This window comes from Streptomyces sp. NPDC043876, from assembly GCF_056435825.1.
Genome location: NZ_JBWKDV010000003.1, coordinates 191,449 through 215,964 on the forward strand (window position 1 = coordinate 191,449; position 24,516 = coordinate 215,964).

Annotated in this window: 19 protein-coding genes; 6 read left to right on the forward strand and 13 right to left on the reverse strand. The window is 74.5% G+C overall.

Features of this window, described 5'->3' with window-relative positions; translation table 11 throughout:
* Window positions 1–71: 71 nt before the first annotated feature.
* From AC0693_RS10265 to AC0693_RS10275, 3 genes are read right to left on the reverse strand one after another with little or no spacing between them, the layout of a single operon-like run.
* Complete coding sequence (locus tag AC0693_RS10265; protein ID WP_478801467.1) at window positions 72–905, reverse strand: sugar phosphate isomerase/epimerase family protein; 834 nt, start codon at window positions 903–905, stop codon at window positions 72–74.
* Window positions 902–2,056 (reverse strand): dihydrodipicolinate synthase family protein, encoded by a 1,155-nt coding sequence (locus tag AC0693_RS10270; RefSeq protein ID WP_478801468.1) that lies wholly within the window; start codon window positions 2,054–2,056, stop codon window positions 902–904. Before AC0693_RS10270 ends, AC0693_RS10265 begins: the two co-directional genes overlap by 4 nt.
* Entirely contained in the window at window positions 2,053–3,204 is a 1,152-nt protein-coding gene (locus AC0693_RS10275; protein ID WP_478801469.1) for a Gfo/Idh/MocA family protein, read from the reverse strand. Before AC0693_RS10275 ends, AC0693_RS10270 begins: the two co-directional genes overlap by 4 nt.
* A gap of 185 nt (window positions 3,205–3,389) precedes the next feature.
* Here AC0693_RS10275 and AC0693_RS10280 point away from each other — a divergent pair, with 185 nt between their 5' ends.
* Together AC0693_RS10280 and AC0693_RS10285 are read left to right on the forward strand one after the other, a co-directional pair.
* A complete protein-coding gene (locus tag AC0693_RS10280) occupies window positions 3,390–4,466 on the forward strand; it encodes a LacI family DNA-binding transcriptional regulator (protein ID WP_478737665.1) in 1,077 nt (358 codons plus the stop codon).
* The gene (locus AC0693_RS10285; protein WP_478801470.1) at window positions 4,463–5,272 is read left to right on the forward strand and encodes a sugar phosphate isomerase/epimerase family protein; all 810 of its coding nucleotides are present in this window, start codon (window positions 4,463–4,465) and stop codon (window positions 5,270–5,272) included. Before AC0693_RS10280 ends, AC0693_RS10285 begins: the two co-directional genes overlap by 4 nt.
* On the opposite strand, the gene AC0693_RS10290 is transcribed toward AC0693_RS10285, so the two are convergent.
* The 7 genes from AC0693_RS10290 to AC0693_RS10320 all read right to left on the reverse strand — a co-directional run bounded on the left by AC0693_RS10290 (window position 5,260) and on the right by AC0693_RS10320 (window position 15,559).
* Entirely contained in the window at window positions 5,260–6,258 is a 999-nt protein-coding gene (locus AC0693_RS10290; RefSeq protein WP_478801850.1) for a hydroxyacid dehydrogenase, read from the reverse strand. The genes AC0693_RS10285 and AC0693_RS10290 overlap by 13 nt on opposite strands.
* 26 nt (window positions 6,259–6,284) lie before the next feature.
* Window positions 6,285–7,160 carry a carbohydrate ABC transporter permease gene (locus AC0693_RS10295; protein ID WP_478801471.1) on the reverse strand — a complete coding sequence of 292 codons (876 nt, stop codon included), beginning with the start codon at window positions 7,158–7,160 and terminating at the stop codon, window positions 6,285–6,287.
* Window positions 7,157–8,005 carry a carbohydrate ABC transporter permease gene (locus AC0693_RS10300; protein ID WP_478801472.1) on the reverse strand — a complete coding sequence of 283 codons (849 nt, stop codon included), beginning with the start codon at window positions 8,003–8,005 and terminating at the stop codon, window positions 7,157–7,159. Before AC0693_RS10300 ends, AC0693_RS10295 begins: the two co-directional genes overlap by 4 nt.
* A 932-nt stretch (window positions 8,006–8,937) precedes the next feature.
* The gene (locus tag AC0693_RS10305) at window positions 8,938–10,329 is read right to left on the reverse strand and encodes an ABC transporter substrate-binding protein (RefSeq protein ID WP_478801473.1); all 1,392 of its coding nucleotides are present in this window, start codon (window positions 10,327–10,329) and stop codon (window positions 8,938–8,940) included.
* 127 nt (window positions 10,330–10,456) lie between these two features.
* On the reverse strand, window positions 10,457–11,656 hold the full coding sequence (locus tag AC0693_RS10310) for a substrate-binding domain-containing protein (protein WP_478801474.1): 1,200 nt from the start codon (window positions 11,654–11,656) through the stop codon (window positions 10,457–10,459).
* 295 nt (window positions 11,657–11,951) lie between these two features.
* Window positions 11,952–12,818 (reverse strand): ABC transporter permease, encoded by an 867-nt coding sequence (locus AC0693_RS10315; protein WP_356414314.1) that lies wholly within the window; start codon window positions 12,816–12,818, stop codon window positions 11,952–11,954.
* The gene (locus tag AC0693_RS10320; protein WP_478801475.1) at window positions 12,815–15,559 is read right to left on the reverse strand and encodes an alpha/beta fold hydrolase; all 2,745 of its coding nucleotides are present in this window, start codon (window positions 15,557–15,559) and stop codon (window positions 12,815–12,817) included. The genes AC0693_RS10315 and AC0693_RS10320 overlap by 4 nt, the downstream gene beginning before the upstream one ends.
* 130 nt (window positions 15,560–15,689) lie before the next feature.
* Between AC0693_RS10320 and AC0693_RS10325 the strand changes: the two genes are divergently transcribed.
* The 3 genes from AC0693_RS10325 (at window position 15,690) to AC0693_RS10335 (ending at window position 18,173) form a co-directional block, all read left to right on the forward strand.
* On the forward strand, window positions 15,690–17,258 hold the full coding sequence (locus AC0693_RS10325) for an ATP-dependent DNA ligase (protein WP_478801476.1): 1,569 nt from the start codon (window positions 15,690–15,692) through the stop codon (window positions 17,256–17,258).
* Between the two features lie 72 nt (window positions 17,259–17,330).
* Window positions 17,331–17,927: a helix-turn-helix domain-containing protein gene (locus AC0693_RS10330; protein WP_478801477.1), complete on the forward strand. Its 597-nt coding sequence runs from the start codon at window positions 17,331–17,333 to the stop codon at window positions 17,925–17,927.
* Window positions 17,928–17,945: 18 nt separating this feature from the next.
* Window positions 17,946–18,173, forward strand: coding sequence for a DUF6126 family protein (locus AC0693_RS10335; protein ID WP_478801478.1), 228 nt, complete (start codon window positions 17,946–17,948; stop codon window positions 18,171–18,173).
* Here AC0693_RS10335 and AC0693_RS10340 read toward each other — a convergent pair.
* Both AC0693_RS10340 and AC0693_RS10345 read right to left on the reverse strand, forming a co-directional pair.
* A complete protein-coding gene (locus AC0693_RS10340; protein WP_478801479.1) occupies window positions 18,137–18,802 on the reverse strand; it encodes a DUF6629 family protein in 666 nt (221 codons plus the stop codon). The genes AC0693_RS10335 and AC0693_RS10340 overlap by 37 nt on opposite strands.
* A 73-nt stretch (window positions 18,803–18,875) precedes the next feature.
* Window positions 18,876–20,402: an MFS transporter gene (locus tag AC0693_RS10345; protein WP_478801480.1), complete on the reverse strand. Its 1,527-nt coding sequence runs from the start codon at window positions 20,400–20,402 to the stop codon at window positions 18,876–18,878.
* A gap of 254 nt (window positions 20,403–20,656) precedes the next feature.
* On the opposite strand from AC0693_RS10345, the gene AC0693_RS10350 reads away from it, so the two are divergent.
* A complete protein-coding gene (locus AC0693_RS10350) occupies window positions 20,657–21,475 on the forward strand; it encodes a serine hydrolase (RefSeq protein WP_478801481.1) in 819 nt (272 codons plus the stop codon).
* Between the two features lie 50 nt (window positions 21,476–21,525).
* Here the strand turns inward: AC0693_RS10350 and AC0693_RS10355 are convergent, their stop codons facing one another.
* Window positions 21,526–24,435, reverse strand: coding sequence for a tetratricopeptide repeat protein (locus AC0693_RS10355; RefSeq protein ID WP_478801482.1), 2,910 nt, complete (start codon window positions 24,433–24,435; stop codon window positions 21,526–21,528).
* Window positions 24,436–24,516: the final 81 nt, after the last annotated feature.

The window sequence follows — 24,516 nt, forward strand, 5'->3', positions numbered from 1 at the left end:
GTCCGTGGATCCGTCAAATCGCAGAATCGCCGAATCGCCGAATCGCCGTTCCAGGGCCATCGGCCGATCGGTCACTCGACATGGGCGCGGTAGCGCTCGATCACCTCCCGCAGCACCTCCGCGCCGTCCCGGGCCCACAGACCCGGCTGGAAGATCTCCACCTCGACCGCCCCCCGGTAACCCGCCGCGTCGGCCAGCTCGCGGAAGGACCTCAGGTCGATGCATCCGTCGCCGAGCTGCCCACGCCCCAGCAGTACGCCCTCGGGGAGCGGCGTGACCCAGTCCGCCACCTGCACGGACACGATCCGCCCGCCTTCACCCGCCCTGCGCAGCTCGGCGGGGAGCCGCTCGTCCCACCACACGTGGTAGGCGTCCGCCACCACCCCCACCTGCTCGGCGGGGAACAGCTCGGCGAGGTCGAGCGCTTGGCCGAGGGTGGAGACCACACAGCGGTCCGAGGCGAACATCGGATGCAGCGGCTCGATGCCCAGCCGCACCCCGTGGGCGGCCGCCCACGGCGCCAGCTCACTCAGGACCGAGGCGATCCGCTCCCGAGCCCCCACCAGGTCCCGGTCCCCTTCGGGCAGCCCGCCCGACACCAGCACCAGCACGTCGGCGCCCAGTTCCGCCGCCTCCACCACGGCCCGGCGGTTGTCCTCGAGCGCGGCCGCCCGTTCCCCGGGTTCGGCGGCGCTGAAGAACCCGCCGCGACACAGCGAACTGACCCGGATCCCGGCGTCCGCGACGAGCTTCGCGGTCTCCCGCACCCCGAAGGCCCGTACCGGATCGCGCCACAACCCGACCGCCGTCACCCCCGCGGCGGCGCATCCGGCCACCAGCTCGGGCACCGACCACTGCCGGATCGTCTCCTGATTGAGGCTCAGCCGAGCCGGCGCCCCCGTCACGACGCCACCCCGTGGACCGCCAGGAGACGGCGCATCCGGCGCTCCGCCCGCTCCGGATCCGGGAACAGACCCAGCAGATCGGCTTCCTCGTAGGCGGTGGCCAGATGGGGGAGGGAGCGGGCCGACTGGAGCCCGCCCAGCATCGTGAAGTGGTCCTGGTGTCCGGCCAGCCAGGCCAGGAAGACCACCCCGGTCTTGTAGTAGCGCGTCGGTGGGGCGAACACGTGCCGCGCCAGGCCCACCGTGCGGTCCAGCAGTGTCCGGAACCGCACCGGATCTCCCTCGTCGAGGGCCGAGGCGGCCCGCGCGGCCAGCGGGGCGATCGGGTCGAAGATGCCCAGCAGCGCGTCACTCGCGCCGTGCTCGTCTCCCTCGATCAGTTCCGGATAGTGGTAGTCGTCGCCCGTGTAGCAGCGCACCCCGGCGGGCAGCCGCCGCCGGATGTCCACTTCGCGGCCGGCGTCCAGCAGGGACACCTTGATGCCGTCCACCTTCTCCGGATGCTCGGCGATGAGCTTCAGGAAGACGTCGGTCGCGTCGTCCAGGTCCTGGTGCCCCCAGTAGCCGGTCAGCTCGGGGTCGAACATGGGGCCCAGCCAGTGCAGGACCACCGGCCGGGCGCTCTGGCGCAAGAGCCTCCCGTACACCTCCAGGTAGTCCTCCGGACCTCGGGCCGCGGCGGCGAGGGCCCGCGAGGCCATCAGGACGGCCGGGGCGCCGCACGCCTCGACGTGGGCCAGCTGATCCTCATAGGCGGCGGTGATCACGGCGAGGGTGTGCCTGCCCGGGGGAAGCTGGTCGGTACCCGCCCCGCAGACGATCCGGCCCCCCACCGCCAGGGCGTCCGCTGCGGAGCGGCGGATCAACTCCGCGGCGGTGGGCCAGTCGAGCCCCATCCCGCGCTGCGCGGTGTCCATCGCCTCGGCCACCCCGAGTCCCTGGGCCCACAACCGATGTCGGAAGGCGAGCGTGCTCCCCCAGTCGACCGCGGGCGGGCCCACTGCGCAGGCGGCCAGTGGATCGGCGACCACATGTGCGGCGGAGTAGAACCGGCGGCTGCGGGCCGGGAGGAAGGCGAGCGGTTCCAACGGGTCGGCGCAGGGCTCGTAGACGCGGAGCCCGCCGTCCGCCGAGGGCAGTCGGATGCTCACAGCGCCACCTCCGGAACCGGCAGCCGCCGGCCCTCCGCCGAGGAGCGCAAGCCCAGCTCGGCGAGCTGCACCCCCCGCGCTCCGGCGAGCAGGTCCCACTGCCAGGGCTCGTCCCGCACGACGTGTCTGAGGAAGAGTTCCCACTGCGCCTTGAACCCGTTGTCCCAGGATGTGTTGTCCGGAACCTCCTGCCACTGGGCCCGGAACGGCTCGGTCTGCGGCAGGTCCGGATTCCAGACGGGTTTGGGGGTCGCCGCCCGGTGCTGGACGCGGCAGTCGCGCAGACCCGCCACCGCCGAACCGTGGGTACCGTCCACCTGGAACTCCACCAGCTCGTCCCGGTGGACCCGCACCGCCCACGAGGAGTTGATCTGGGCGACGGCCCCTCCCTCCAGCTCGAAGATGCCGTAGGCCGCGTCATCCGCCGTGGCCTCGTAGGGCTTGCCGTCCTCGTCCCAGCGGCGGCCGATGTGCGTGCGGGTGAGTGCCTGCACCGTGCGGACCGGCCCGAAGAGTTCGTGCAGCAGGTACTCCCAGTGGGGGAACATGTCGGCGACGATGCCGCCGCCATCCTGCGAGCGGTAGTTCCAGGAGGGCCGCTGGGCGGGCTGCCAGTCCCCTTCGAAGACCCAATAGCCGAACTCGCCCCGCACGGAGAGGACCTCCCCGAAGAAGCCGCCGTCGATCAGCCTCTTCAGCTTCAGCAGACCGGGCAGGAACAGCTTGTCCTGGACCACGCCGTGCTTGACCCCGGCGGACGCGGCGAGCCCGGCCAGCCGCAGGGACGACGCGAAGGTGAGCGCGGTCGGCTTCTCGCAGTAGACGTGCTTGCCCGCGGTGATGGCCTCGGCCAGAGCCGCCTCGCGGGCGCTGGTGACCTGGGCGTCGAAGTAGATCTCCACCTCGGGATCGGCGAGGACGGCAGCGAGGTCCGTACTCACGTGCTCCAGGCCGTGCCGCTCGGCGAGGGTGCGCAGCGCCGCCTCCCGGCGGCCCACCAGCACCGGCTCGGGCCAGAGCACGGTGCCGTCGCCCAGGTCCAGCCCTCCCTGCTCGCGCAGCGCGAGCAGGGAACGGACCAGATGCTGGCGGTACCCCATCCGCCCCGTCACGCCGTTCATGGCGATCTTGATCGTCCTGCGCTCCATGGTGACCTCCTTCTCCGTGCTGCCGGTGCTCGATAGAAAGCGCTTTCACTGTGTTCAGGCTAGAGCTGTGGATCTGGGCGCGGCAAGACTCTTTCGGGTGATAGAAAGCGCTTTCTAAATTTGCGACCATGGAGCTCCACACACCGGACCGGACGAGGTCCGGGCAGCACGGAAGGGGCCAAGTGATGGCGGTGACTCTGGCAGAGGTCGCGGACCACGCGGGTGTATCGCCCGCGACGGTCTCGCGCGTACTCAACGGCGGATACCCCGTGGCGGGCGGTACCCGGACCCGGGTGGAGCGGGCGATCGAGGAACTCGGGTATGTGGCCAACGGTCCGGCCCGCGCCCTCGCGGCGGCCACCTCCGACCTGGTCGGTGTCCTCGTCCATGACGTGGCCGACAGCTTCTTCGGCATCCTCGCCGGTTCGCTGCAGAGCGCACTCGGCCCGGAGAGCGGCCACCCCGGGGGCCGGCGGCTCGCCGTGGTCTGCAACACCGAAGGCGAGCCCGCGGCCGAACTGGCCTACCTGACCCTGCTCGAAGGCCAGCGGGCCGGGGGCGTCGTGCTCACCGGCGGCGCCGCGGAGGAGCCCGCGCACACCGCGGCGCTGACCGCCCGCGTCACCCGGATCGCTTCCACCGGCGTCCCGGTGGTGCTGTGCGGCCGCCCTCCGCTGCCCGTTCCGGCGGCGCTGCCCGTCGCCACCGTCATGTTCGACGACCACGGCGGCGCGTTCCGCCTCGCGGAACACCTGCTGAGCCTGGGACACCGCCGGATCGCCTACGTCGCGGGGCCCCCCGGTCTCAGCACCACCCGCGAACGCCTCGCCGGACACCGCGCCGCCCTGCACCGCCAGGATCCCGCCCTGGCCAGGGCCTGCGCTCCACTGACCGTGCACGCGAGCTTCGACCGCTCCGCCGGCTATGACGCCACCCGTGAACTCCTGCGCCGCGGAGCGTCCTTCACCGCGGTCGTCGCCGCCAACGACACGGTCGCGACCGGAGTCGCCGCAGCCCTGCGGGAGGAGGGGATACGGATCCCCGAGGACGTGTCCGTGGCGGGCTTCGACGACCTGCCCTTCTGCGTGGACACGGCCCCGGCCCTCACCACGGTGCGGGTGCCGTTGCGGGAAGCCGGCACGCTCGCCGCGCAGCTGGTCACGGGACGCCGACTGCCCCCGCCCGGAGGCATCACCACCCTGCCCACCGAACTGATGGTGCGCGGCTCCACCGCGCCCCCACCCACCGGGAGCCGGTCATGAAGTACGCCTTCTCCACGCTCGGCATGCCGGGCACCCCGCTCGGGGAGGCCGCGGCCCTTGCCGCCACCCACGGATACGACGGGGTGGAACTCCGCGTCCATCCCGAGGAGTCCCTCCACCGCGGCTCCCCGGCCACCGACCGGACCGCTGCGGTCCAGGCCTTCGCCGCCGCCGGGGTCGGCATCCTCACCGTCGCCGGCTACGCCCGGGTCGCGGCCGAGGGGCCCGACGAACCGGTCCTCGACGAACTGCGGGGGCTGACCGCCCTCGCCGCCGACCTCGGTGCCCCCTACGTCCGGGTCTTCCCCGGCGGGGGAGACCGGGAACCTTCCGCAGCGGATGCGACGGCAGTGCGCCGACTCGCCGCCGTCGCGCCGTTCGCCGAGCGGGAGGGAGTCCGGATCCTCCTGGAGACCCACGACTCCCACCGCACGGGGGCCGACGCCGCCCGGGTACTGGACCGCGTCGGGCATCCCGGCGCGGGCGTCCTCTGGGACGTACTGCACACCTGGCTCGGCGGCGAGAGCCCGGCCCGGTCGGCCCGGGAACTGACCGGCCACCTGGGCTACATACAGGTGAAGGACGTGGCATCGGCTGCGGACCTGACCCCACTGGGCCTGGGGTGCGGGACGCTCCCGCTGGCCGAGGCGGTGGCCGCGGCGCCGCCCGGGGGCTGGCTGTGCTGGGAGTACGAGAGACGCTGGTACCCCGGCGCACAAGAGCTGCCGGGCCTGCTCACCTCGGGCCGGGAGCACCTGGCCGGGCTGGTGCGGGCGGCGCGGAAGGAGGCGGCTCACGCCGAGTAGGCCAGTCGGCCCGGATCGACGGCGTAGCGGAAACCGGCACCGCGGGCGTACCGCTCCAACTCCTCGATGGCCGTGGCCGCCAGACGGTCCAGCTCCCCGCCCAGCGAACCGGCCACATGGGGGGTGAGGAGCACGTTCGGCAGGTTGAACAGGGGGGAGGCGCTGGGCAGGACTTCCGGTTCGGTGTGATCCAGCACGGCGTGCAGGCGGCCGGAGACCAGTTCCTCGGTCAGCGCCGCGGTGTCGACCAGGGCGCCGCGGGCGGTGTTGATCAGCGTGGCGCCGTCCCGCATCAGGGCGAGCCGGGGCCCGTCGAGCAGGTGGCGGGTCCGGGGGAGCGCGGGGGCATGGAGGCTGACCACGTCACTGCGGGACAGCAGTTCGTCCAGGGCGACGGACTCCGCGCCCATCGCTTCGAGCTCGGCAGCGTCTGCGTACGGATCGTAGACGAGCACCCGCAGGTCGAAGGGGCGCAGCAGCTCCAGCACCCGCCGCCCGATCAGGGAGGCCCCGACCAGGCCGACCGTACGGCGGTAGTTGCCCACGGCCGGATAGCGGCTCAGCAGGTCGATCGGGCCGCGCGTGGTCCGGTAGAGGTGAGCCGATTCCAGCACGCGTTTGTTGGCGAAGAGGATCGCGGCGAGCGTGTACTCGGCGACGGGCACCGCGTTGGCCGAGGCCGCGCTGGACACGAGCAGCCCGCGTTCCCAGCAGGCCTCGGTGACGTGGTGTTTGACGCTGCCGGCCGCGTGGACCACCGCGCGCAGTCGGGGCATCCGTTCCAGGGCCGCCGCGTCCAGCGGCGGGCAGCCCCAGCCGGTGAGCAGCACCTCGGTGGCGTCGAGCCGGTGACCGGCCAGGGCGGCGGGGTCGGTGAGGTCGGTGGCGTCGGTGAGAAGGAGGTCGGGGTCCACATCGGCGATCCGGTGGAGTTCGGAGAGGGTCCGCGGATCGCTCAGGACGGCGGCGCGGGTGCCGGGGCTCATCGCGAGGAGGGTGACGGGACGGTGGATCACTTGACGGCTCCCGCTGTGAGACCCGAGCGCCAGAAGCGCTGGAGACCGAGGAAGGCCAGGACCAGCGGGACGACGGCGACGAGCGAACCGGTAATGACGAGGGGGTACAGCTCCGGCTGCTGGTAGACGCTGCGGTTCCACATGAACAGGCCGAGGCTGACGGGGTAGAGGCGCTCGTCGTTCAGCATGGTCAGCGCGCCGTAGAAGTTGTTCCAGATGGCCGTGAAGGTGAACAGGAAGATGGTCACAAACCCGGGCCGGAGCATCGGGAACGACACGTGGGTGAAGACGCGCAGTTCACTCGCGCCGTCCATCCGGGCGGCGGCGAGCACCTCGTCGGGGACGTAGCCCTCGGCGAACACCCGGGCCAGGTACACCCCGAAGGGGTTGACGAGGGCGGGGACCAGATAGGCCCAGTAGGTGTTGACGGCCCCGGCGGCCGAGGCCATCAGGTATAGGGGGAGTTGGAGCACGGTCGCGGGTACCAGGACACCGGCGAGGACGACGCCGAAGAGCCGTTCCTTGTGCCGGAAGTCGTAGGCGTGGAAGGCATATCCGCAGGCCACGCTGATGAGGGCGGACACCGCGGAGCCGATCACGGTGTAGAGGAGGCTGTTGCCGAGCCAGCGGCCGAAGATGCCGTCGTTGTACGAGAAGAGATCGCGGAGGTTGGCGAGGAGGTGGAAGGCGCCGAAGGCGTAGGGATCGGTGGCGAAGAGGTCGCGCCGGTTCTTGGTGGCGGCCATGACCAGCCAGGCGAGGGGCATGAGGGTGTAGGGGGCGACCAGCAGCAGGGCGGCGTTGACGGCGGCTTTGGAGAGGAGGCCGGAGGGCCCGCGCCGTACGGCGGGCCGGGCGAGCGTGTGGGTCATGCGGCCCTCCAGCGGTTGCCGAGCTTGGTGACGACGTACGAGGCGGCTCCCGCGACCAGGGCGAGGAGCAGGGCGGCCGCCGCGGCGAGGCCGTAGTCGTGGCTCTTGAACGCGGCGCTGAAGATGTACATCGTCGGGGACCAGGATTCGCCCATTTCGTTGGCCCGGAGTTGCAGCAACTGGGGTGCGTCGAAGAGCTGCACCGCGCCGACGCAGGTGAACAGCACGGTGAGGACGAGGGTGGGCCGGATGCTCGGCACCTTGACCTGGAACGCGGTGCGGATGGCTCCGGCGCCGTCCATGGTGGCGGCCTCCAGGGTCTCCCGGGGTACGGCCTGGAGCCCGGCGAAAAAGATGATCATGTTGTAGCCCATCCACTGCCAGGCCGAGATGTTGACGACGGACAGCAGGGCCTCGTCGCGGCCGAAGAAGTTCCAGGAGAGTCCGGCGCCGTCGAGGACGTCCAGCACCGGGCTCAGGCCGGGGGTGTACAGGTACAGCCAGATCACGGCGGCGATCAGGCCGGGGACGGCGTGCGGCAGGTAGAAGGCGATCTGGAAGAACCGTTTGGCGCGGGCGAGGGTGGAGTCCAGCAGGAGGGCGAGGAGCAGGGCGCCGCCGACCATGACCGGGACGTAGAGCAGGCAGTAGACGGCGACATGGCGGAAGGAGGCCAGGAAGAGGCGATCGCCGAGGGCGTTGGTGTAGTTCCCGATTCCGCTGAACACGCGCTGCGTGCCGCCGAAGCCGAGACCGGACTGCTCGTCGTGGAAGAGGCTCAACCAGGCGGCGTACCCGATGGGGGCCACGGTGACGAGGGCGAAGAGGAGGAAGAAGGGAGCCATGAAGAGCACGGGGGCCGATACCGTGCCGGGCAGGCGGCTGCCCTTGGCTCGGCGTTGCGAACCGGCCCTCGTGCCGGTGGCTTCGCCGGTGCCGGTGGTGGATCCCGTGCCGGTGGTTTCGCCGGTGCCAGTAGCTGCGCCGGTGCCGGTGGTGGGCCTTGTGCCGATGCCCGGCGTCGTTACGCGGGCGTCTGCCGAGCCGGGACCGGTGTCCAACCCCGTTCGGCGGGCGCCCGCCGGTCCGGTGCCGGGCCCCGGTCCGGTGCCGGTGGTGGGCTCCGCGCCGGAGGCGATGGCAGTGTCTGGGCTGGTCCCCAGTCCGGCGGCCGGCCCAGGGCGGTTGCCAAGGCGGGGCCCCGTGTCGAGGGCGGTGGCGGGCGCGGCGCCTGGGGCGTCGCCCGTGCCGGGGCTGGTTTGCGTCCCGGCGGCCGGCCCGGGGCCGCCGACGCGACCTGGGCCGTCGCCGAGGTCGGCAAAAGTGCCGGGCTCGGCCCCATGACCTGCGTTGGGTGCCGTGCCGGAGCCATAGCCGAACCCCACGCCGAAGGCGACCGCGTCGGGGGTAAATCTCGTAGCGGCGGCCGGCTCGGGGCCGTCCAAGAGCCTGGGGCTGTCGCCGAGGCCGGGCCAAGTGCCGGACCCGGGTCCAGGGCCGGACCCGGGCCAAGTGCCGGCCTCCGACCCAAGGCCAGACCCGGGCTCAGTGCCGGACCCGGGCCTAGGGCTGGGCACCGTGCCGGGGGTGTTGCCCGTGCCCCTGCCCGGGGCGGGGGCCGGCACCGTGCCGTCGGCGTTGCCTGTGCCGCGGGTGGGCCGCGTGTCAGGCGCCGTGCCGGTGGTGCTGTCCGTGCTCACGGGTGTGGTCGGGCCGGTATCGGGTTGCGTGGGGCGACCGGGAGGCGTTCGGGGGTTTCGCGGGCGGGGCGGGGGCATCAGTGGGCCAGGCCCAGGCCGCGGGACGTGATGGCCTTCTCGGCGGCGCTCTGGCCTTCGCTCAGGGCCTTGAGGTGGTCGGCCCCGGCCGCGTTCTGGGCCGCGTTGACCTGGAGGTGGGTCGGGCCCCAGGTCCAGCCGGGCACGATGGTGTCTGCCGCCGCGCCGGCCAGGGCGTACGGGTCCTGCCCGGCGAAGTACGAGGCGTCGAAGAGCTTCGCGGCCGCGGCCCGCATCTCCGGGTTGGCCGGCAGGGCGCTGCTGGGAGCCCTCAGCGAGCTGAGGCGGGCCTTGACGGCCTCCGGGTCGGTGGTGACCCAGGCGATGAACTCCGCCGCGGCCCGGGTGTGCTTGCTGCCCTTCGGCACGATGTAGGAGGTGCCGCCGTACATCCCCGTCGCGGGCTTCCCGTCCCACGTGGGCAGCGGCGCGATGCCCCATTTGCCCTTGAGGTCCGGGTAGCTCGCGAGGAACGTACCGGCCGTCCAGGCGGCGCCGATGACCGTCGCGACCTGACCGGACGAGCGCTCCTTCGCCTCGCCCTCGCCCCACAGCGGGGTTTTCGACGCGAGGCCCGACGCCAGCAGTCCGTTCCAGTACGAGGCCACCTTCCGCGAGGCCGGGTCGTTGATGGCGACCTTCCACCGGTCGCCCTCCGTCCCGTACCAGTGGGCGCCCGCCTGCCAGGAGAGGCCCGCGAGCACGGCCGGGTCGCCGCCGCCGAAGTTGGTGATCCGGACCGACGGGTCGGCCTTGTTGATCTTCTCCGCTGCCTGCCGGTACTCGTCCCACGTCGTCGGCACGGCCACCCCGTGCTTCTCGAAGATGTCCTTGCGGTAGAAGAGTTCGAGCGGCGTGACGTCGAAGGGCACCGCCCAGGTCCTGCCGCCGAGGGCGACCAGCGATTGGACCGCCTTGGGGAACTTCTCGGCGACGAGCGTGCCGGAGGTCGCGCTCAGGTCCTCCAGGTTGCCGCCGCTCGCGAACTCGGGGAGCGAGGAATAGTCCATCGTCGCGATGTCGGGAGCGTTGCCGCCCTTGACGGCGTTGGAGAGCTTGGCCGCGCCGTCTGGTCCGCCGGGCACGGCCGAGAAGGTCACCCGGATGTTCGGGTGCGTCTTGTTGAAGGCGTCGGCGGTCTGCTGGGCGCCCGCGCTGGAGGACCAGTACGTGATCGTGACCGGCTGGTCGACCGACCCCACCGGTTCGGCCGCCGTCCCCGTCCCCTCCTTGCCCGCCCCGCACGCGGTGGCGAGCAGGGCCAGCGAGGCGACCGAGGCGGTGAGGGCGAGACGGGACAGCGGCCGGGAGAGCAGCGGCCGGGAGGCCAGCGGACGGAAGAGCAGGGGGCGGGACGACGGCATGCGGGAAGAAGGCAGGCTGCGCGACATGGTTCGACTCCTACGGGCGACCGCTCCGGGCGGCGGATGGGAGAACGCGGCCCATCTTTTGTGCGAACACGCACACCGTCAAGAGCGAACGCACGACTCGATCGAAACAATCAGTTCAACTGACGCCTCATGAGCGGATGGTCAGCCGGGGGAGCAGCTCCAGGTGCTGCCGCGGGCTGCCGTGCGGCCCGTACGCCGTTTCGTCGGCCCCCGACAGCCGGTCCAGCAGCAGCTCCGCCGCCCGTGCCCCCACCTCCCGCTTGGCGGGAGCGACGGCCGACAGCGGTACGTCGGCCAGTCCCGCCACCTCGTCGTCGTACGTGATCACCGCCAGGTCCTCCGGCACCCGCACCCCCCGCGCCTGGAGGCGCGGGATCAGCATGATCGCGTCGGTGTCGCTGTGGATCAGCGCGGCCGTGACCCCGCCCTCACGCCTGCCCGCATCCGGGCCCCCGCCCCCGGCGACCGCCTCGCACAGGTACTCCAGCGTCCGCGCGAACCGGTCCGCCACCGACAGCGCCGCAACCGGCGTCCCCCCGGGCCCGGCCGACGGCCAGGGCGGCGCCGGTTCCAGGCCCAGCGCCGCGACGGCGGCCTCGAACCCGGCCCGCAGCCGCGCGCTCGTCGGCGTCTCCTGGCAGGCCAGCGCGATCCGCCGGTGGCCCAGCTCCACCAGGTGCTGGACCGCCCGCGCCGCCCCGTGGGCGTGGTCCGACCCGACCCGGTCCAGGGCGGCCGCCGGATGCCCCGGCGGCGCCCACCGCTCCACCAACACGGTCGGCACCGGCAACTCGGCCGTCCACACCCCCTCGCCGGGGCCCGGCGATCCGGTGTCCCAGTTGGGGGTCAGCAGCAGCCCGTCGGCCCCGGTCGACAGCAGCCGGTCGGCCTGCGTCCGGTCCTCGCCCGGCAGGTAGCGCGTCAGTCCCACGGTCAGCCGCGCGCCGCGCGCCTCGACCACCTCGCGGGCGCCGCGCACCACCTCCGCGTAGTAGTACTCGGTGGTCGGCACGACCATGCCGACCACGAGGCCCGCCGCATCGCCCGGTCCGCCCGGTCCGCCCGGTCCACCCGGCGCGGCGTCGCCCCGGGGAGCGGTGCCCGCCGCGCCTTCCCCGAGGCGCCCTCCGGGCGTCGCGGGCTCGACCCGGCTGATCACCCCGTGCAGCCGCAGGATCTCGCCCCGCGCGGCCATCGCCTCGATGTCCCGGCGCAGGGTGACGGGGGAGACGCCCAATTCGCGGGCCACGTCCGTCACCCGCACGCTGCCCCGGGCCCGGACGAGCGCGAGCACCTGGGCCTGGCGCTGGTCTACATGTGGTCTCACGGGGTCCCCCTGGGCTCTGCCGACGAGCGCGTACGGCCCGGCGTGCGGTGGTTCGTGTGCGGCGCTGCGGCCATCCTCGCCCTGATCATCCGCTCCGCTCCGCCGTCATCATAGATAACCGGCGGCGCGCGAACGATCGATTCGATCGTTCGCGATCGATTCGATAGGGACGGTGTGCCCACCCCGCCCCACCATGCCCCACCATGCCCCGCCCCACCGCTCCACACGACGCCGGAACGCCGCCTCCCCCGAGCGGGGAGACGGCGTTCCGGGTCACGGCAAGCACCAGGGGGTCTCAGGACACGATGTCCTTGCGCGCGAACCCCCGGAAGGCGAGCGCGAACAGCACCAGCGCGTACGACACGGACACCGCCGCGCCCTTGATCATCCCGCCCCACTCCAGGTGCGGCTGGAGGGCGTCGGCCCAGGCGAACTGCCAGTGCGCGGGCAGGAACTCCCGCCAGGACCCGAGCGCGGTCACCGCGTCCAGCACGTTCCCGACGATGGTCAGCCCGACCGCCCCGCCGACCGCGCCGAGCGGCGCGTCCGTCCGGGTCGAGAGCCAGAACGCCAGCCCGGCCGTGACCAACTGCGATACGAAGACGAAGGCGACCACCAGCGCGAGGCGCGGCAGCGTGTCCCCGGCCGCCAGTTCCCCGCCGGTCGGGAGTTTCAGCGGCCCCCACCCGTAGGCGGCGGTGCCCGCGGCCAGGGCCACCACCGGCAGCAGCACCATCGCCGCCAGGCTGAAGCCCAGCGCGACCACCAGCTTGCTCCACAGCAGCCGCGCCCGCGGCACCGGCGAGGCCAGCAGGTAGCGCAGCGAGGACCAGCTGGCCTCCGAGGCGACCGTGTCCCCGCAGAACAGGGCGACCGGCACGACCAGCAGGAAACCCGCTGAGACGAACAGGCAGGTCGCCGCGAAGTTCGCGCCGGACGCGGTCGCCGTGTCGATGAGGGTGATCCGGCCGTTGCCGCCCGGGCCGCCGTCCTGCGAGCCGCCGCCCACCGCGAACGCGATGATCATGATGAAGGGCAGTGCGGCCAGCACCCCGCCCATGACGAGCGTGCGGCGCCTGCGCCACTGCCGCAGGGCCTCGACGCGCAGCGGCAGCGTCCGGCTCGCCCGGTATCCGGGCGCCACTTCCTGTACGGCGCTCACGCCGGACCTCCGATCAGGGTCAGGAACGCGTCCTCGAGCCGGCGGTGCGGTCCCACTCCGGTCACCGGCACCTCCAGCCGGACGAGTTCGGCGATGAGCGCGGTGGCCGTGGCCCCGTCGAGCCGGACGAGGAGCCCGTCCTCGGCCGCCACCACCGAATCCACGCCCTCCAGCGCGGCCACCTTCTCGACGGCCGCGTCGGGGACGGGTCCCGCCAGGGTCACCAGCAGGGTGTCCCCGCCCCCGGTGATCTCGGCCACGGGCCCGGCCTGGACCAGCCGGCCACGGTCCATGACCACGAGGTGCGTACAGGTCTGCTCGACCTCCGACAGGAGGTGACTGGAGACGATGACGGTCCGGCCGCCCGCCGCATAGCGGATCATCACGTCCCGCATCTCCCGGATCTGCGGCGGGTCCAGGCCGTTCGTCGGCTCGTCGAGGATCAGCAGGTCCGGCATGCCGAGCATGGCCTGGGCGATGGCCAGCCGCTGCCGCATGCCCTGCGAGTACGTCCGTACCGCGCGCTCCAGCGCGTCGCCGAGACCGGCGATCTCCAGGGCTTCGTCCATGTGGGAGTCCTCGGCGGGACGGCCGGTGGCCCGCCAGTACAGCTCCAGGTTGGCGCGGCCCGACAGGTGCGGCAGGAAGCCCGCCCCCTCGACGAAGGCGCCGACCCGCGACAGCACCGGGGCCCCGGCCCGTACCGCGTGCCCGAACACCCGGATCTCGCCCGCGTCCGGCGAGATCAGCCCCATCAGCATCCGCAGGGTGGTGGTCTTGCCGGCCCCGTTGGGTCCGAGCAGCCCGAGGACCTGGCCCTTCTCGACGCGCATCGACAGGTCGCGGACCGCGTACCGGTCCCGCGCCTTCGCGTACCGCTTGGTCAGCCCGGTGATCTGGAGCGGTACGCCGTCCAGCGCCGCCTCGTGCTCCGGCCCGCCGGGCGTCCCTGCGGCCGGGGCGTCCGGCGCCGATCCGCCGCCGCGGCGCCGGATGCCGAGCAGGGCGGCGGCCAGTACGGCCGCGCCGAGCGGCAGCGCCCAGGTCCAGGCGGGCAGCGCCGCGGAGGCGGTGCGCACGTCGTCGGCGAACGGCACGGTGAGGATCCCGTCGGCCGTGGACACCGCGTACGTCGCCGGGGCGGCCGGGGTGGCGTAGCCCAGGTCGGTCGCCGCGACCACGAGCCGCAGCCGGTGGCCGCGCTGGACGCCGTGGTCGATGGCGGGAAGCGCGAGCTTCACCTCGGCGCCCTGCGCGGCGTTCTCCACCCGCACGGGGGCGACCAGCTGGCTGGGCAGCTCCTGCTGCCGGCCGTCCGGGCCGACGTCGTACACCTTGCCGAAGAGCACGGCCGAGCCGTCCGCGGCGCTGGAGCGCACCCTGAGGGTGACGGTGGGCGTGCCGGTGATCCGCAGTTCCCGCTCCAGCGGCTGCGATTCGAAGCGCGCGTACTGACCGGGGAAGTCGAGGGCGAGGCTCGCCCCGAGCCCGGCGAGCTGCCCGCCGATCCCGGGGAGCGAGGAGAGCGCGGGGGGCGCGCCGCCCGCCGGGTTGGCGAAGGTCTGCTCGGCGCCCGTCAGCGCGATCCTCCGCCCGCCGGAGGCCAGCCCGGGGTAGCGGTCGTCGGAGGCGCCGCGGAGTTTGACGGCGCCGTCCGTCGAATCGATTCCTCCGGTGCGCGAGACGCGGAACGCCGGGCCCGTGTCCGCCGCGGCGTCCTGCTTGAGGTAGTGGTCGAACCAGGCGGTGACCCGGCCGTGGATGCGGCCCTCCTCCGGCATCCCGCCGTCGTGGCCGCCCGCCGCCCAGTCCACCGCGACCGGGGCGCCGTTCTTCGTGAGCGCCGCCGCCATGGCATCGGACTGGCCGAGCGGGAAGAGGGAATCGGCCTGCCCCTGCACGATCAGGGCCGGCGCCTTGATCCGGTCCCCGACCGCGGACGGGCTGCGCCGCTCCAGCAGCTCACGGGCTTGCGGATCGGGCTTGCCCGCCACCGCCACCCGCTCGTACATGGCGCACAGGTCCGGCTGGAAGCGTCCGCAGCCGGGGGCGGCGAGGGGGTCGCCGGGTCCGGCGGTTGCCGCTCCGGCGGCCCCCGGGACGCCCGCGGGCTGCATGCCGCCCGCGGAGCCGGTCGTGAAGAACACTCCGGCCCACAACTTCTTGAAGACGTCGTTCGGGAAGAGCGCGTCCGCCAGGTTCCAGTAGGTGATCTCCGGAGCGATCGCGTCCACCCGCTGGTCGTAGGCGGCCGCGAGCAGCGAGACCGCGCCGCCGTAGGAGGCGCCGCTCACGCCCACGCGCGGATCCCCGGCCGCGTCGAGCCGCACCTCGGGGCGGGTGGCGAGCCAGTCGATGAGCCGGGAGACGTCCTTGACCTCGTACTCGGGATCGTTGAGACCGATCTTGCCGCCGGAGCGGCCGAAGCCGCGGGCCGACCAGGTCATGACGGCGTACCCGTCGCGCGCCAGCTGCTCGGCCTGGGCCCGGACGTCGTCCTTGCTGCCGCCGAAGCCGTGCGCGAGCAGCACGGCGGGCCGTTTCGCGCCGCCCCCGGCGGTGAAGTACGAGGTGTCGATGGCGGCACCGGGCATCTCGAAGAGGCGGTCCTGGCGGTGCACGGCCGGCGCGTCGTCCGCCGAGGCCGCGGCGGTCCAGGTGCCCGCCCCCGCGACGACGGCGAGCGCGGCGGCGCCCGCGAGCAGGCGGCTTCGGCGGCGCCGGGGCAGTTGGAGCTTCATGCGGAAACCCTAGTCGCACCCGGCCCCCGCCCCGAGCGCCCACGGGCGTACCTCCGCACCTCCTCGAGGACTACTCCGCTCGGCGCGCGTACCGCGGGCGCGGTACGCGCGGCCGGGGCAGGATGGCCCCATGCTGCTGGCCGATGTCGCACGGGTGTCCCGGGAGGTGGCCGGGACCTCCTCCCGGTCCGAGAAGGTGGCGCTGCTCGCCGCGCTGTTCGCGGCGGCGCCTCCCGACGAGGCCGCGCTGGTGATCTCCTACCTCGCCGGGCGGCTGCCGCAGGGCCGCCCCGGCATCGGCTGGCGCGCGCTGAGCGCCGAGACCGAGGCCGCCGCCGAGCCCACGCTCACGGTGCGCGCGGTGGACGAGGCGGTGACCGTGCTCGCCTCGGTCGCGGGCCCCGGCGCGCAGGGGGAGCGGCGGCGGATCCTCGCGGAACTGCTGGGCTCGGCGACCGGGCAGGAGCAGCGGTTCCTGCGCAGCCTGCTCTCCGGCGAGGTGCGCCAGGGGGCGCTGGACGCGGTGGCGCTGGCCGCGGTCGCCGAGGCCGCGGGGGTTCCGCAGACCGCGCTGCGCCGGGCGGTGATGCTGGACGGGTCGTTGCCGCGGGTGGCGGGCGCGGTGCTGGCCGGGGGCGCGCAGGCGCTGGGCGCCTTCACGCTGCGGGTGGGCACGCCCGTACAGCCGATGCTCGCGAGCACCGCGAAGTCGGTGGGGGAGGCGCTGGCGGCGCTCGGGCCCTGCGCGGTGGAGGAGAAGCTGGACGGGGTCCGGGTGCAGGTGCACCGGGACGGGGACGACGTGGGCGTGTACACGCGGTCGCTGGACGACATCACGGGCCGGCTGCCCGAGGTGGTAGAGCTGGCGCGGTCGCTGCCGGGGGACCGGTTCGTGCTCGACGGGGAGGTGATCGCGTTCGGGGCGGGCGGCCGGCCCGTGCCCTTCCAGGAGGTCGCGAGCCGGGTCGGCTCCCGGACCGACGTGGCCGCCGCCCGCCTGACGCTCCCGCTGACGCCCTCCTTCTTCGACGTCCTGGCCGTCGAGGGGGAACCGCTGCTGGACCTGCCGGTGCGCGAACGGTACGCGGCGCTGGCCGCCCTGGTGCCCGAGGAGTCGCGGGTACGGCGCCTGGTCGTCGAGGACCCGGAGGCGGCGGGGGAGGCGGCCGACGCGTTCTGGTCGCAGGCCCTGGCCCGCGGGCACGAGGGCGTGATGGTCAAGGCGCTGGACTCCGTCTATGCGGCCGGGCGGCGCGGCAAACACTGGCTGAAGGTGAAACCGGTGCACACGCTCGACCTGGTGGTCCTCGCCGTCGAGCGGGGCAACGGCCGGCGCACCGGGCTGCTGTCGAACCTGCACCTGGGGGCGCGGGGCGCCGACGGGACGTTCGTGATGCTCGGCAAGACCTTCAAGGGGCTCACGGACGAGCTGCTGCGCTGGCAGACCGCCCGGCTCGGCGAACTGGCCGTCGAGGACGACGGCTACACCGTGCGGGTCCGGCCCGAGCTGGTGGTGGAGATCGCCTACGACGGGCTCCAGCGGTCCCCGCGCTATCCGGGCGGGGTGGCCCTGCGGTTCGCCCGGGTCCTGCGCTACCGGCCGGACAAATCGGCGGCCGAGGCGGACACCCTGGAGGACGTACTGGCCCAAGGGGCCGGGACGGCGGGAAGCGAGGAGAGCGCGGAGAGCGCGGACTGACCGCGACCGCCCGCTTTTTGCCTCTGGGGCAAGAAAATTGCCCGGCAGGCAAGACTCTGGCTCAATCGGAGCATGAACCCCGAGCCCTCCGCCACGGTCGCCCCGCAGCTGCGCGAACTGCGCCGCCGGGCCGGCCTCACCCTGGAGGCCGCCGCCGCCCGGGCCGGGCTCTCGCCCGCCCACCTGTCCCGCCTGGAGACCGGCCGCCGACAGCCCTCGCTGCCGCTGCTGCTGGAACTCGCCCGCACCTACGCCACGACGGTCTCGGAACTGCTCGGGGAGACCCCGGCCGTGGCCGATCCCATCGTACGGGCCGGCGGGCCGGGCGCCCGCGAGGCCGACGGCTGGACGTACTGGCAGGCCGGCGGCCCGGGCCGCGCGATGCAGGCGCTGCGCGTGCACGTGCCGTACGCCCGGGAGCAGGGCGAGCTGGTCCGCGTCCACCCCGGCGAGGAATGGCTGTACGTCCTCAAGGGGCGGCTGCGGCTCTACCTGGCGGAGACCCGGCACGTGCTGGAGCCGGGGGACAGCGCCCATTTCGATTCGCTCACCCCGCACCGGATCGGCGCGGCCACCGAGGGCGGGGCCGATCTGCTGTTCGTGCACACCCTGCTGCAGAGCGGCCTCGCCGGGCTGTGCCTCGGCGGCGCGGCCACCACGCACCACTGAGAACCGAGGAGTCGCCGCATGTCCCTGGGAGAGAACGTGTCGTCAGAGGTGTCAGAGGTGTCGAAAGCGCCGGAAGCTTCGGCGGGGCCGGCGCAGGCTCCCGCGCAGCGGCCCGCCGTGGTCAAGCGCATCGAATCCAAGTTCCCGCGCGGCCTGATCATCCGGCTCGTCGCGTACCTGTTCGTCGGGCACCTCTTCGCCTTCTTCGTCTACCTGCTCTTCGTCCTGGGCGCCAAGAACCAGTGACCCGGCCCGTCCTCACCGCGGCGCACCCAGCCCAGTACCAGCAGGGACGCGACCGCGGCGAAGGCGCACCAGGTCGAGGCGAACTCCAGGCGCCAGAACAGCGCGCAGAGCGCCGCCCCGGCGGCCATGGCCGCGCCCAGGACGCGCAGCCGCCGGTCCCCGGCCAGCAGCAGTGAGCCGAGGGTGGCGACCAGATAGCCCGCGACCACGAGCGGCGCGTACGGCACGCTCACCCCGTAGCCGATGACGTGTCCGCGGATCTCGGCGGTCACCGGGCGGGTGGCCAGGCCGTACGCGAGGACCGCCGCGGTGGCCAGTCCCGCGGCGGTGGGGAAGAGCAGCCGGCGCCGCACCGAGGGCGCCGCACCGGGCCCCGCCGCGAGGAGCACGGCCAGCGGCACCCAGGCCGCCAGCAGCGGCAGGGCGATCACCGCCCAGGCGGTGGTGGCCGGGCCGCAGCCGCCCCCGGAGCGCCAGAGGGCCGCCTCGACCAGCTGGTGACCGCCCAGGATCACCGGCAGCGCTGCCACCGGCAGATCGCGGGCCCGGCGCGCCCGGGCGACGCAGACCAGCCCGGCGGCGGTGATCGCCGTACCGGCGGCCAGGTCGGCCGTCGCGCTCCAGCACATGGGACCCCCGGCGCAGGAGTGACAGGTGATCCCCACGGTACGAGCGGGCGCCCCGGTCCGCCCGCCCGCCGCGTCAGGCCGGTGACCCGGTCGCGGGGGAGCCGGCCGCAGGCGGCTCCGGCCGCTCCGGCGCCCGGGGAGCCTCCAGCGGGGGAGCCGTCACCGCGCACTGGGTGCGGCACTGCGGCCGGGCCGACCCGGGCGCGGGGGAGCGTACGGTCGCCCACGCCACCAGGGCGCCGAGCACCAGCACCCCCGCGCACCAGGGCATGGCCCGGCCGAAGGCGGCGTCGAACCCGTCGGCCGAGCGGTAGGCGTCCGGGCCCATCCCGGCCAGCAGCGGCAGCGCCGCCACGGCCAGCAGCCCGGCGGCCCGGGCCGCCGCGTTGTTGATCCCACTGGCCAGCCCCGCCCGGCCGGGGTCCACGGAGGCCAGTACGGTCGCGGTCAGCGGAGCCACCAGGGTGACCATGCCCGCCCCCAGCACCAGCAGCGCGGGCAGCACGTCCCGCACGTACGAGGCCCCCGGCCCCGCCCGCAGCATCAGCAGCATCCCCGCCGCGCACAGCAGCGGCCCCACGGTCAGCGGGATGCGCGGCCCGATCCGCTCGCCCAGCGCCCCGGAGCGCGCCGACAGCAGCAGCATCAGCGCGGTCGTCGGCAGCAGCGCGGCGCCGGCGGCCAGCGCCGAGTATCCGGCGACCACCTGGAGCTGGAGCACGGAGAGGAAGAAGAACCCGCCGAAGGCCGCGTACACGCACAGCGTGACCAGGTTGACGGCGGTGAACTGGCGCGAGGCGAAGATCCCGGGCGGCACCATCGGATCCGCCCGCCGCCGCTCCAGCAGCACGAAAGCCACGGCCAGCGCCACGCCGCCCACGGCTGCCGCCACCACCAGCGCGGAGCCCGACCGGGCCTCGATCAGCGCGTACGTCACCAGCGCCAGCGCGGCCGCCCCCAGCACCGCCCCGCCGACGTCGAACCGCCCGTGCGCCTGCGGATCCTTCGATTCCGGTACGTGCCGCAGCGCGACCGGCACGCACAGCGCGGCGAGCGGCACGTTGAGCAGGAACACCCAGCGCCAGCCGGGCCCGTCCACCAGCCAGCCGCCGACGAAGGGCCCCACGGCCGCGCCCACCCCGCCGAACCCCGACCACAGGCCCACCGCCCGCGCCCGGTCCGCGGGATGCAGCGAACCCTGGATCAGCGCGAGGGAACCGGGGGTGAGCAGAGCCCCGCCGATGCCCTGGAGCGCACGGGAGGCGATCAGCACCCCCGCGTTGGGGGCGATCCCGCACAGCAGCGAGCCCAGGGCGAACCACGTCACGCCGAGGACGAAGATCCGCCGCCGGCCGTACCGGTCACCCAGCGCCCCGCCCACCAGGATCAGCCCGGCCAGGGTGAGCAGGTAGGCGTTGACCGTCCACTGGAGCACCGCGAGATCCGCGCCGAGGTCCCGCCCGATCCGCGGCAGGGCCACATTGACGACGGTCGAGTCCAGCAGCGCCATCGAGGAGCCGAGCACGGTGGTGAACAGGATCCACCGGCCCCGCGCGGAGTCGAGGCGCACCTGCGGGCCGGAAGGGCCGTCGTCGTCCATGCCTCCCAGGCTCACCCGCCCGGCCGCCCAAAGCCACCCGGTGGAGGGGACCGGATCGCCGCCGGCGACGACGGGCCCGCGACGGCGGCAGCGACAACGACGGCGACCTGCTGTATCTCGCCGGTCCCGGCCGGTCGGTACGGGCATTCGGGTGGCGCGCGCCGATGCCGGGGCGGCGCGCCCGTACCGGCGGCCGGACGTGGCTAACGTGACCGGGTCTCCGCCGTCCCATCATCGGAAAGCCGGGAAACGCGATGAATCCCACGCCGCCGACACCGCAGGCGCCGCAGATGCCCGCGACGCCGCAGACCGACCGGGCCACCGCGAGCGGGGAGCGGCCGATCCGGCCGGAACCCGCGCAGCGGCCCGCCGCGTACGAGCTGAGGGCGGCCGCCGAAGCCGCCGCGGGGCCCGCCGCGACCTGGGCGATCGGCGACCGCGAGGGCGTCCTCGCGGGGTCCGGACCGGCCGACGCCCCCGTCGAGGCCGACGGCCTCGGCCCCGTCGTCGCCCTCTGGCCCGTCATCGGCACCCTGGTCGCCGAGGGCGCGCTGAGCCTGCACACCCCGCTCACCGCCTACTGCGACGAGGCCACCGGCGGAGCCACCGCCCACCACCTGCTCACCCACGCCGCGGACGCCGGCTCCTGCGCCACCCTCGGGGGCATCGCCGAACACCTCACGGGCCGTCCGCTGGCCGACCTGGCGGCCACCCGGGTCTGGCATCCGCTCGGCATGGTCCGGACGGTCCTCACCGGCGCCGGGCTGCTCCACTCGACGGTCGAGGACCTCGGCCGCTTCCTGCGCCACCTGCTCGCCGGACCGGACCAGCCGCTCACCCGTGCCTGGATCACCGAATCCCTGCGGATCCGGACCGGCGAACTCACGCCCGCCCGCGGCCTGCTCTGGCACCCCGCCCCCGGCACCGACCGTCGACAGGACACCTGGACGCACCACGGGCCGGGCGGCGCCGACCTGTGGGTCTCGCCGCTGCGCGGCCGCTGGGCGCTGCTGGTCGCGCCCTGTGCCGACGCGCCGGTGCGGGGTGCCTTCCGCGCGGCCGCCTTCGGCTGAGCGCGCGAAGCCCGGGTCGGGGGGACGGTGCCCGACGCGACGACGAACCCTCAGCCGAGGGCCGCCGTCAGCCGGGCGGTCAGCTCGGCGCTGCGGCGCGGGTCCGGGTCCCGGACACCGCACAGGTCCGCCAGATCGGCCAGTACCTCTTCGATCTGCCAGCCCGGCCGGCCGGGTGCCAGGAACGCCGCGGTCTGCGCCGCGGCCTGCTCCCAGTCGCCCAGCGCGCACAGGACGACGATCAGGTTCCCGCGGGAGCGGACGCCGTCCACCCCGGGGGCCTGTGCCTCCCGTGCGAACAGGTCGGCGGCGCGGCGCAGTTCGGCGTCCGCGCCGACGCCGGTCAGGCGCAGGACCAGCGCGCGTTCGTACACGTCCCACGGGCTGTCCGGGGCGAGGGCGAGCGCCCGGTCGAGGTCGGCCAGCGCCCGTTCGAGGCGCCCGCACCTGCGGTGGAGACGGCCGCGCCAGGCGAGGATCCACGGGTCGGCGGGGTCCAGCGCGTGCGCGCGGTCGAACTCGGCCAGCGCCTCCCCGGTCCGGCCCAGGCAGCGCAGGGTCTCGCCGCGGCCCGCCCGCGCCCAGCCGTTCGCCGGGTCGGCCGCGAGGACCGCGTCGAAGTCGGCGAGCGCCGCGGCGTGGCGACGCGTGCGCCGGAGCAGGTGCCCCCGCCGGACCAGGACCCATCCGGCGTCCGGGCGCAGCCGCAGGGCCGCGTCCAGATCGGCGAGTGCCTCCTCGAACCGGCCGAGGGACCCCAGGGTCCCCGCCCGCTGGACCAGCGCCCACACGTACTCGGGCCGCTGCTCCAGCGAGCGGTCCAGGTCCTCCAGCGCCTCCTCGTAACGCCGCAGGCCGTGCAGCGCGGAACCCCGCCACGCACGGATCCAGCCGTCCTCCGGGTCGCGGGCGACCGCCGCGTCGAAGTCGGCCATGGCCTCCTCGGCCCGGCCCAGGCCGACCTGGGCCTGCGCGCGGAAGCAGAGCGTCCACGGATCCTCCGGCTTCAGCAGCAGGGCCCGGTCCAAGTCGGCGAGCGCCTCCTCGGTCCGGCCCAGGTAGTGCAGGCACTTCCCCCGCTCCAGCCAGCCGTGGGCCGCCCCCGGCTCCCGCTGCGTGAAGAGGGTCAGGTCATCGAGCGCCTCCACGTACCGGCCCGCCCGTACGTGGGTGGCACCCCGGCCGAAGTACGCGCGCAGCGCGCCCGGGTCCAGGGCCAGCGCGCGGCCGTAGTCGGCCAGTGCCCGGGCGTCCTGCCCGGAGTTGCGGTGGTCCCGGCCCCGCAGCGTGTGGGCCAGCACGCGCGACGGCGCGGCCAGCGCCGGCGCGCCCAGCAGCAGCGTCAGCATCCGCACCGTGTCCCCGCCCCCGGTGTCGGCCGCCTCCCGCAGCGCCCGGCCCAGCGCGGCCACCGCCGGATCCCCCGCGTCCTGCCCCGCCCGCTCCGCCGTCCACGCGCCGCGGTGGGCCGCGGTGGTCCCCGCGTCACAGGCGTGCACCAGCGTGTCCAGGGCCGCGGGCAGCGCCGCGGCCGGGTCCGCGCACAGCAGGTGGTACATCTCGCCCAGCCGGTGCTCGCGCCACACCGGGTCCTCCCACAGGTCCCGGGCCCCCGGCCGCGCGCCCTCCCGGTCCTGCCGCCACCGGCGCAGCGCGTCGGCCAGCCGCAGCTGGTCCCTCCGCCACCGGGCCGGGGACTGGGCCCGCCGGACCCGGAGCATCGCCGCCCGGACCACGTCGTGGTAGCGGCAGCGCCCGGCCTGGTCGGTGACGAAGGACAGCCCGCGCAGCCAGCCGTAGCCGGCGGCCGGCCGCTCCCCGTCCCCCGCGCTCCCGGCCACGGCCACCGCGAAGACGTCCTCGTCGAGGTACAGCGGCAGGGCGCAGTCCAGCGCCGCGGCCCGGCGGTGCGGATCCGCCTCCCACTTGAGGAAGCGCTCCACGGCCGTGTCGGACGGGTCCTCCACCGCGTCCGGGTGCGCGGGGCGCGCCTGGGCCAGCAGGTCCACCAGGACCGGGAGCCGCCCGGACAGCCGCAGCACCAGGTCCACCACGGCCCCGCCCGTCACCCCGCGGGCGGCCAGCAGGGCCCGCGCCTCCTCCTCGCTGAAGACGTCGAGGGCCACGGGCGCGATCAGTTCGAGGGAATCGGCCCACCAGCGGGGGTCGAGCCGCCCCTGCCCGCCCAGCACCACCTGGACGCTGACCGGCACGGGCCCGTACCGCTCGGCGATCAGCACGTCCCGCAGCCACTCGTCCAGCACGGGCGCGGTGCGCTCGTAGGTGTCGAAGAACAGCACCACCCAGGGCGCCCGGCCGGCGACCGCCGCGAGGTCGGCGAGGAAGACCGGGGTGAGCACCTGGAGCGGCGAGAGCACCAGTTGGACGTCCTCGCGGCTGCGCAGGCGGGCGCTGAGCGCGACCCGCAGCCGTTCGGCGCCCGCCGCCACCTCGCCGGGGTCCAACGCCCCGGCCACCGGACCGAGCCCGGGGACCAGGCCCAGGCCCGCCATCCCGGCGCGGGCGACCAGCCGGCCGGCGGGCGAGGGGTCCGCGGCCGCGGCGCCGGGCTCCTGTCCCTGGTCCGGCGGCGCCGCTTCCGCTTCGTGGCGGCGCAGGTGGTAGGTGGCCAGCAGCTTGTCGAACGCCTTGAGCGGGAAGCCCTGGCGCAGGAGCTGGGAGCTGACGGCCTCCATCGCCTCCAGGACCCCGTGCACCTCGTCGCCGAGGAAGGCGGTGACCGCCTGCCGGCGCCGGGCGGCGGCCTCCCACTGGCGCAGCAGGGAGGTCTTCCCGACGCCGGCCGTCCCGTGCACGTGGAAGAGGAACTGGTACGCCGGGTCGTCCGCGCGCCGTGCGAAGTTCTCCTCGAACACCGCCAGTTCACGGCGCCGTCCGACGAACCCGCCCCGCCGCCGCTGCCGGATCAGCTCCTGCCGGCTGACCGCCCGTTCGCCCATCGGACCCCCCGCCCCACCGCCGCGTCCCGTGAGGGCATGATGCCCTGCCGCGGCGGACGCGGCAGGGCATCGGGACGGGGA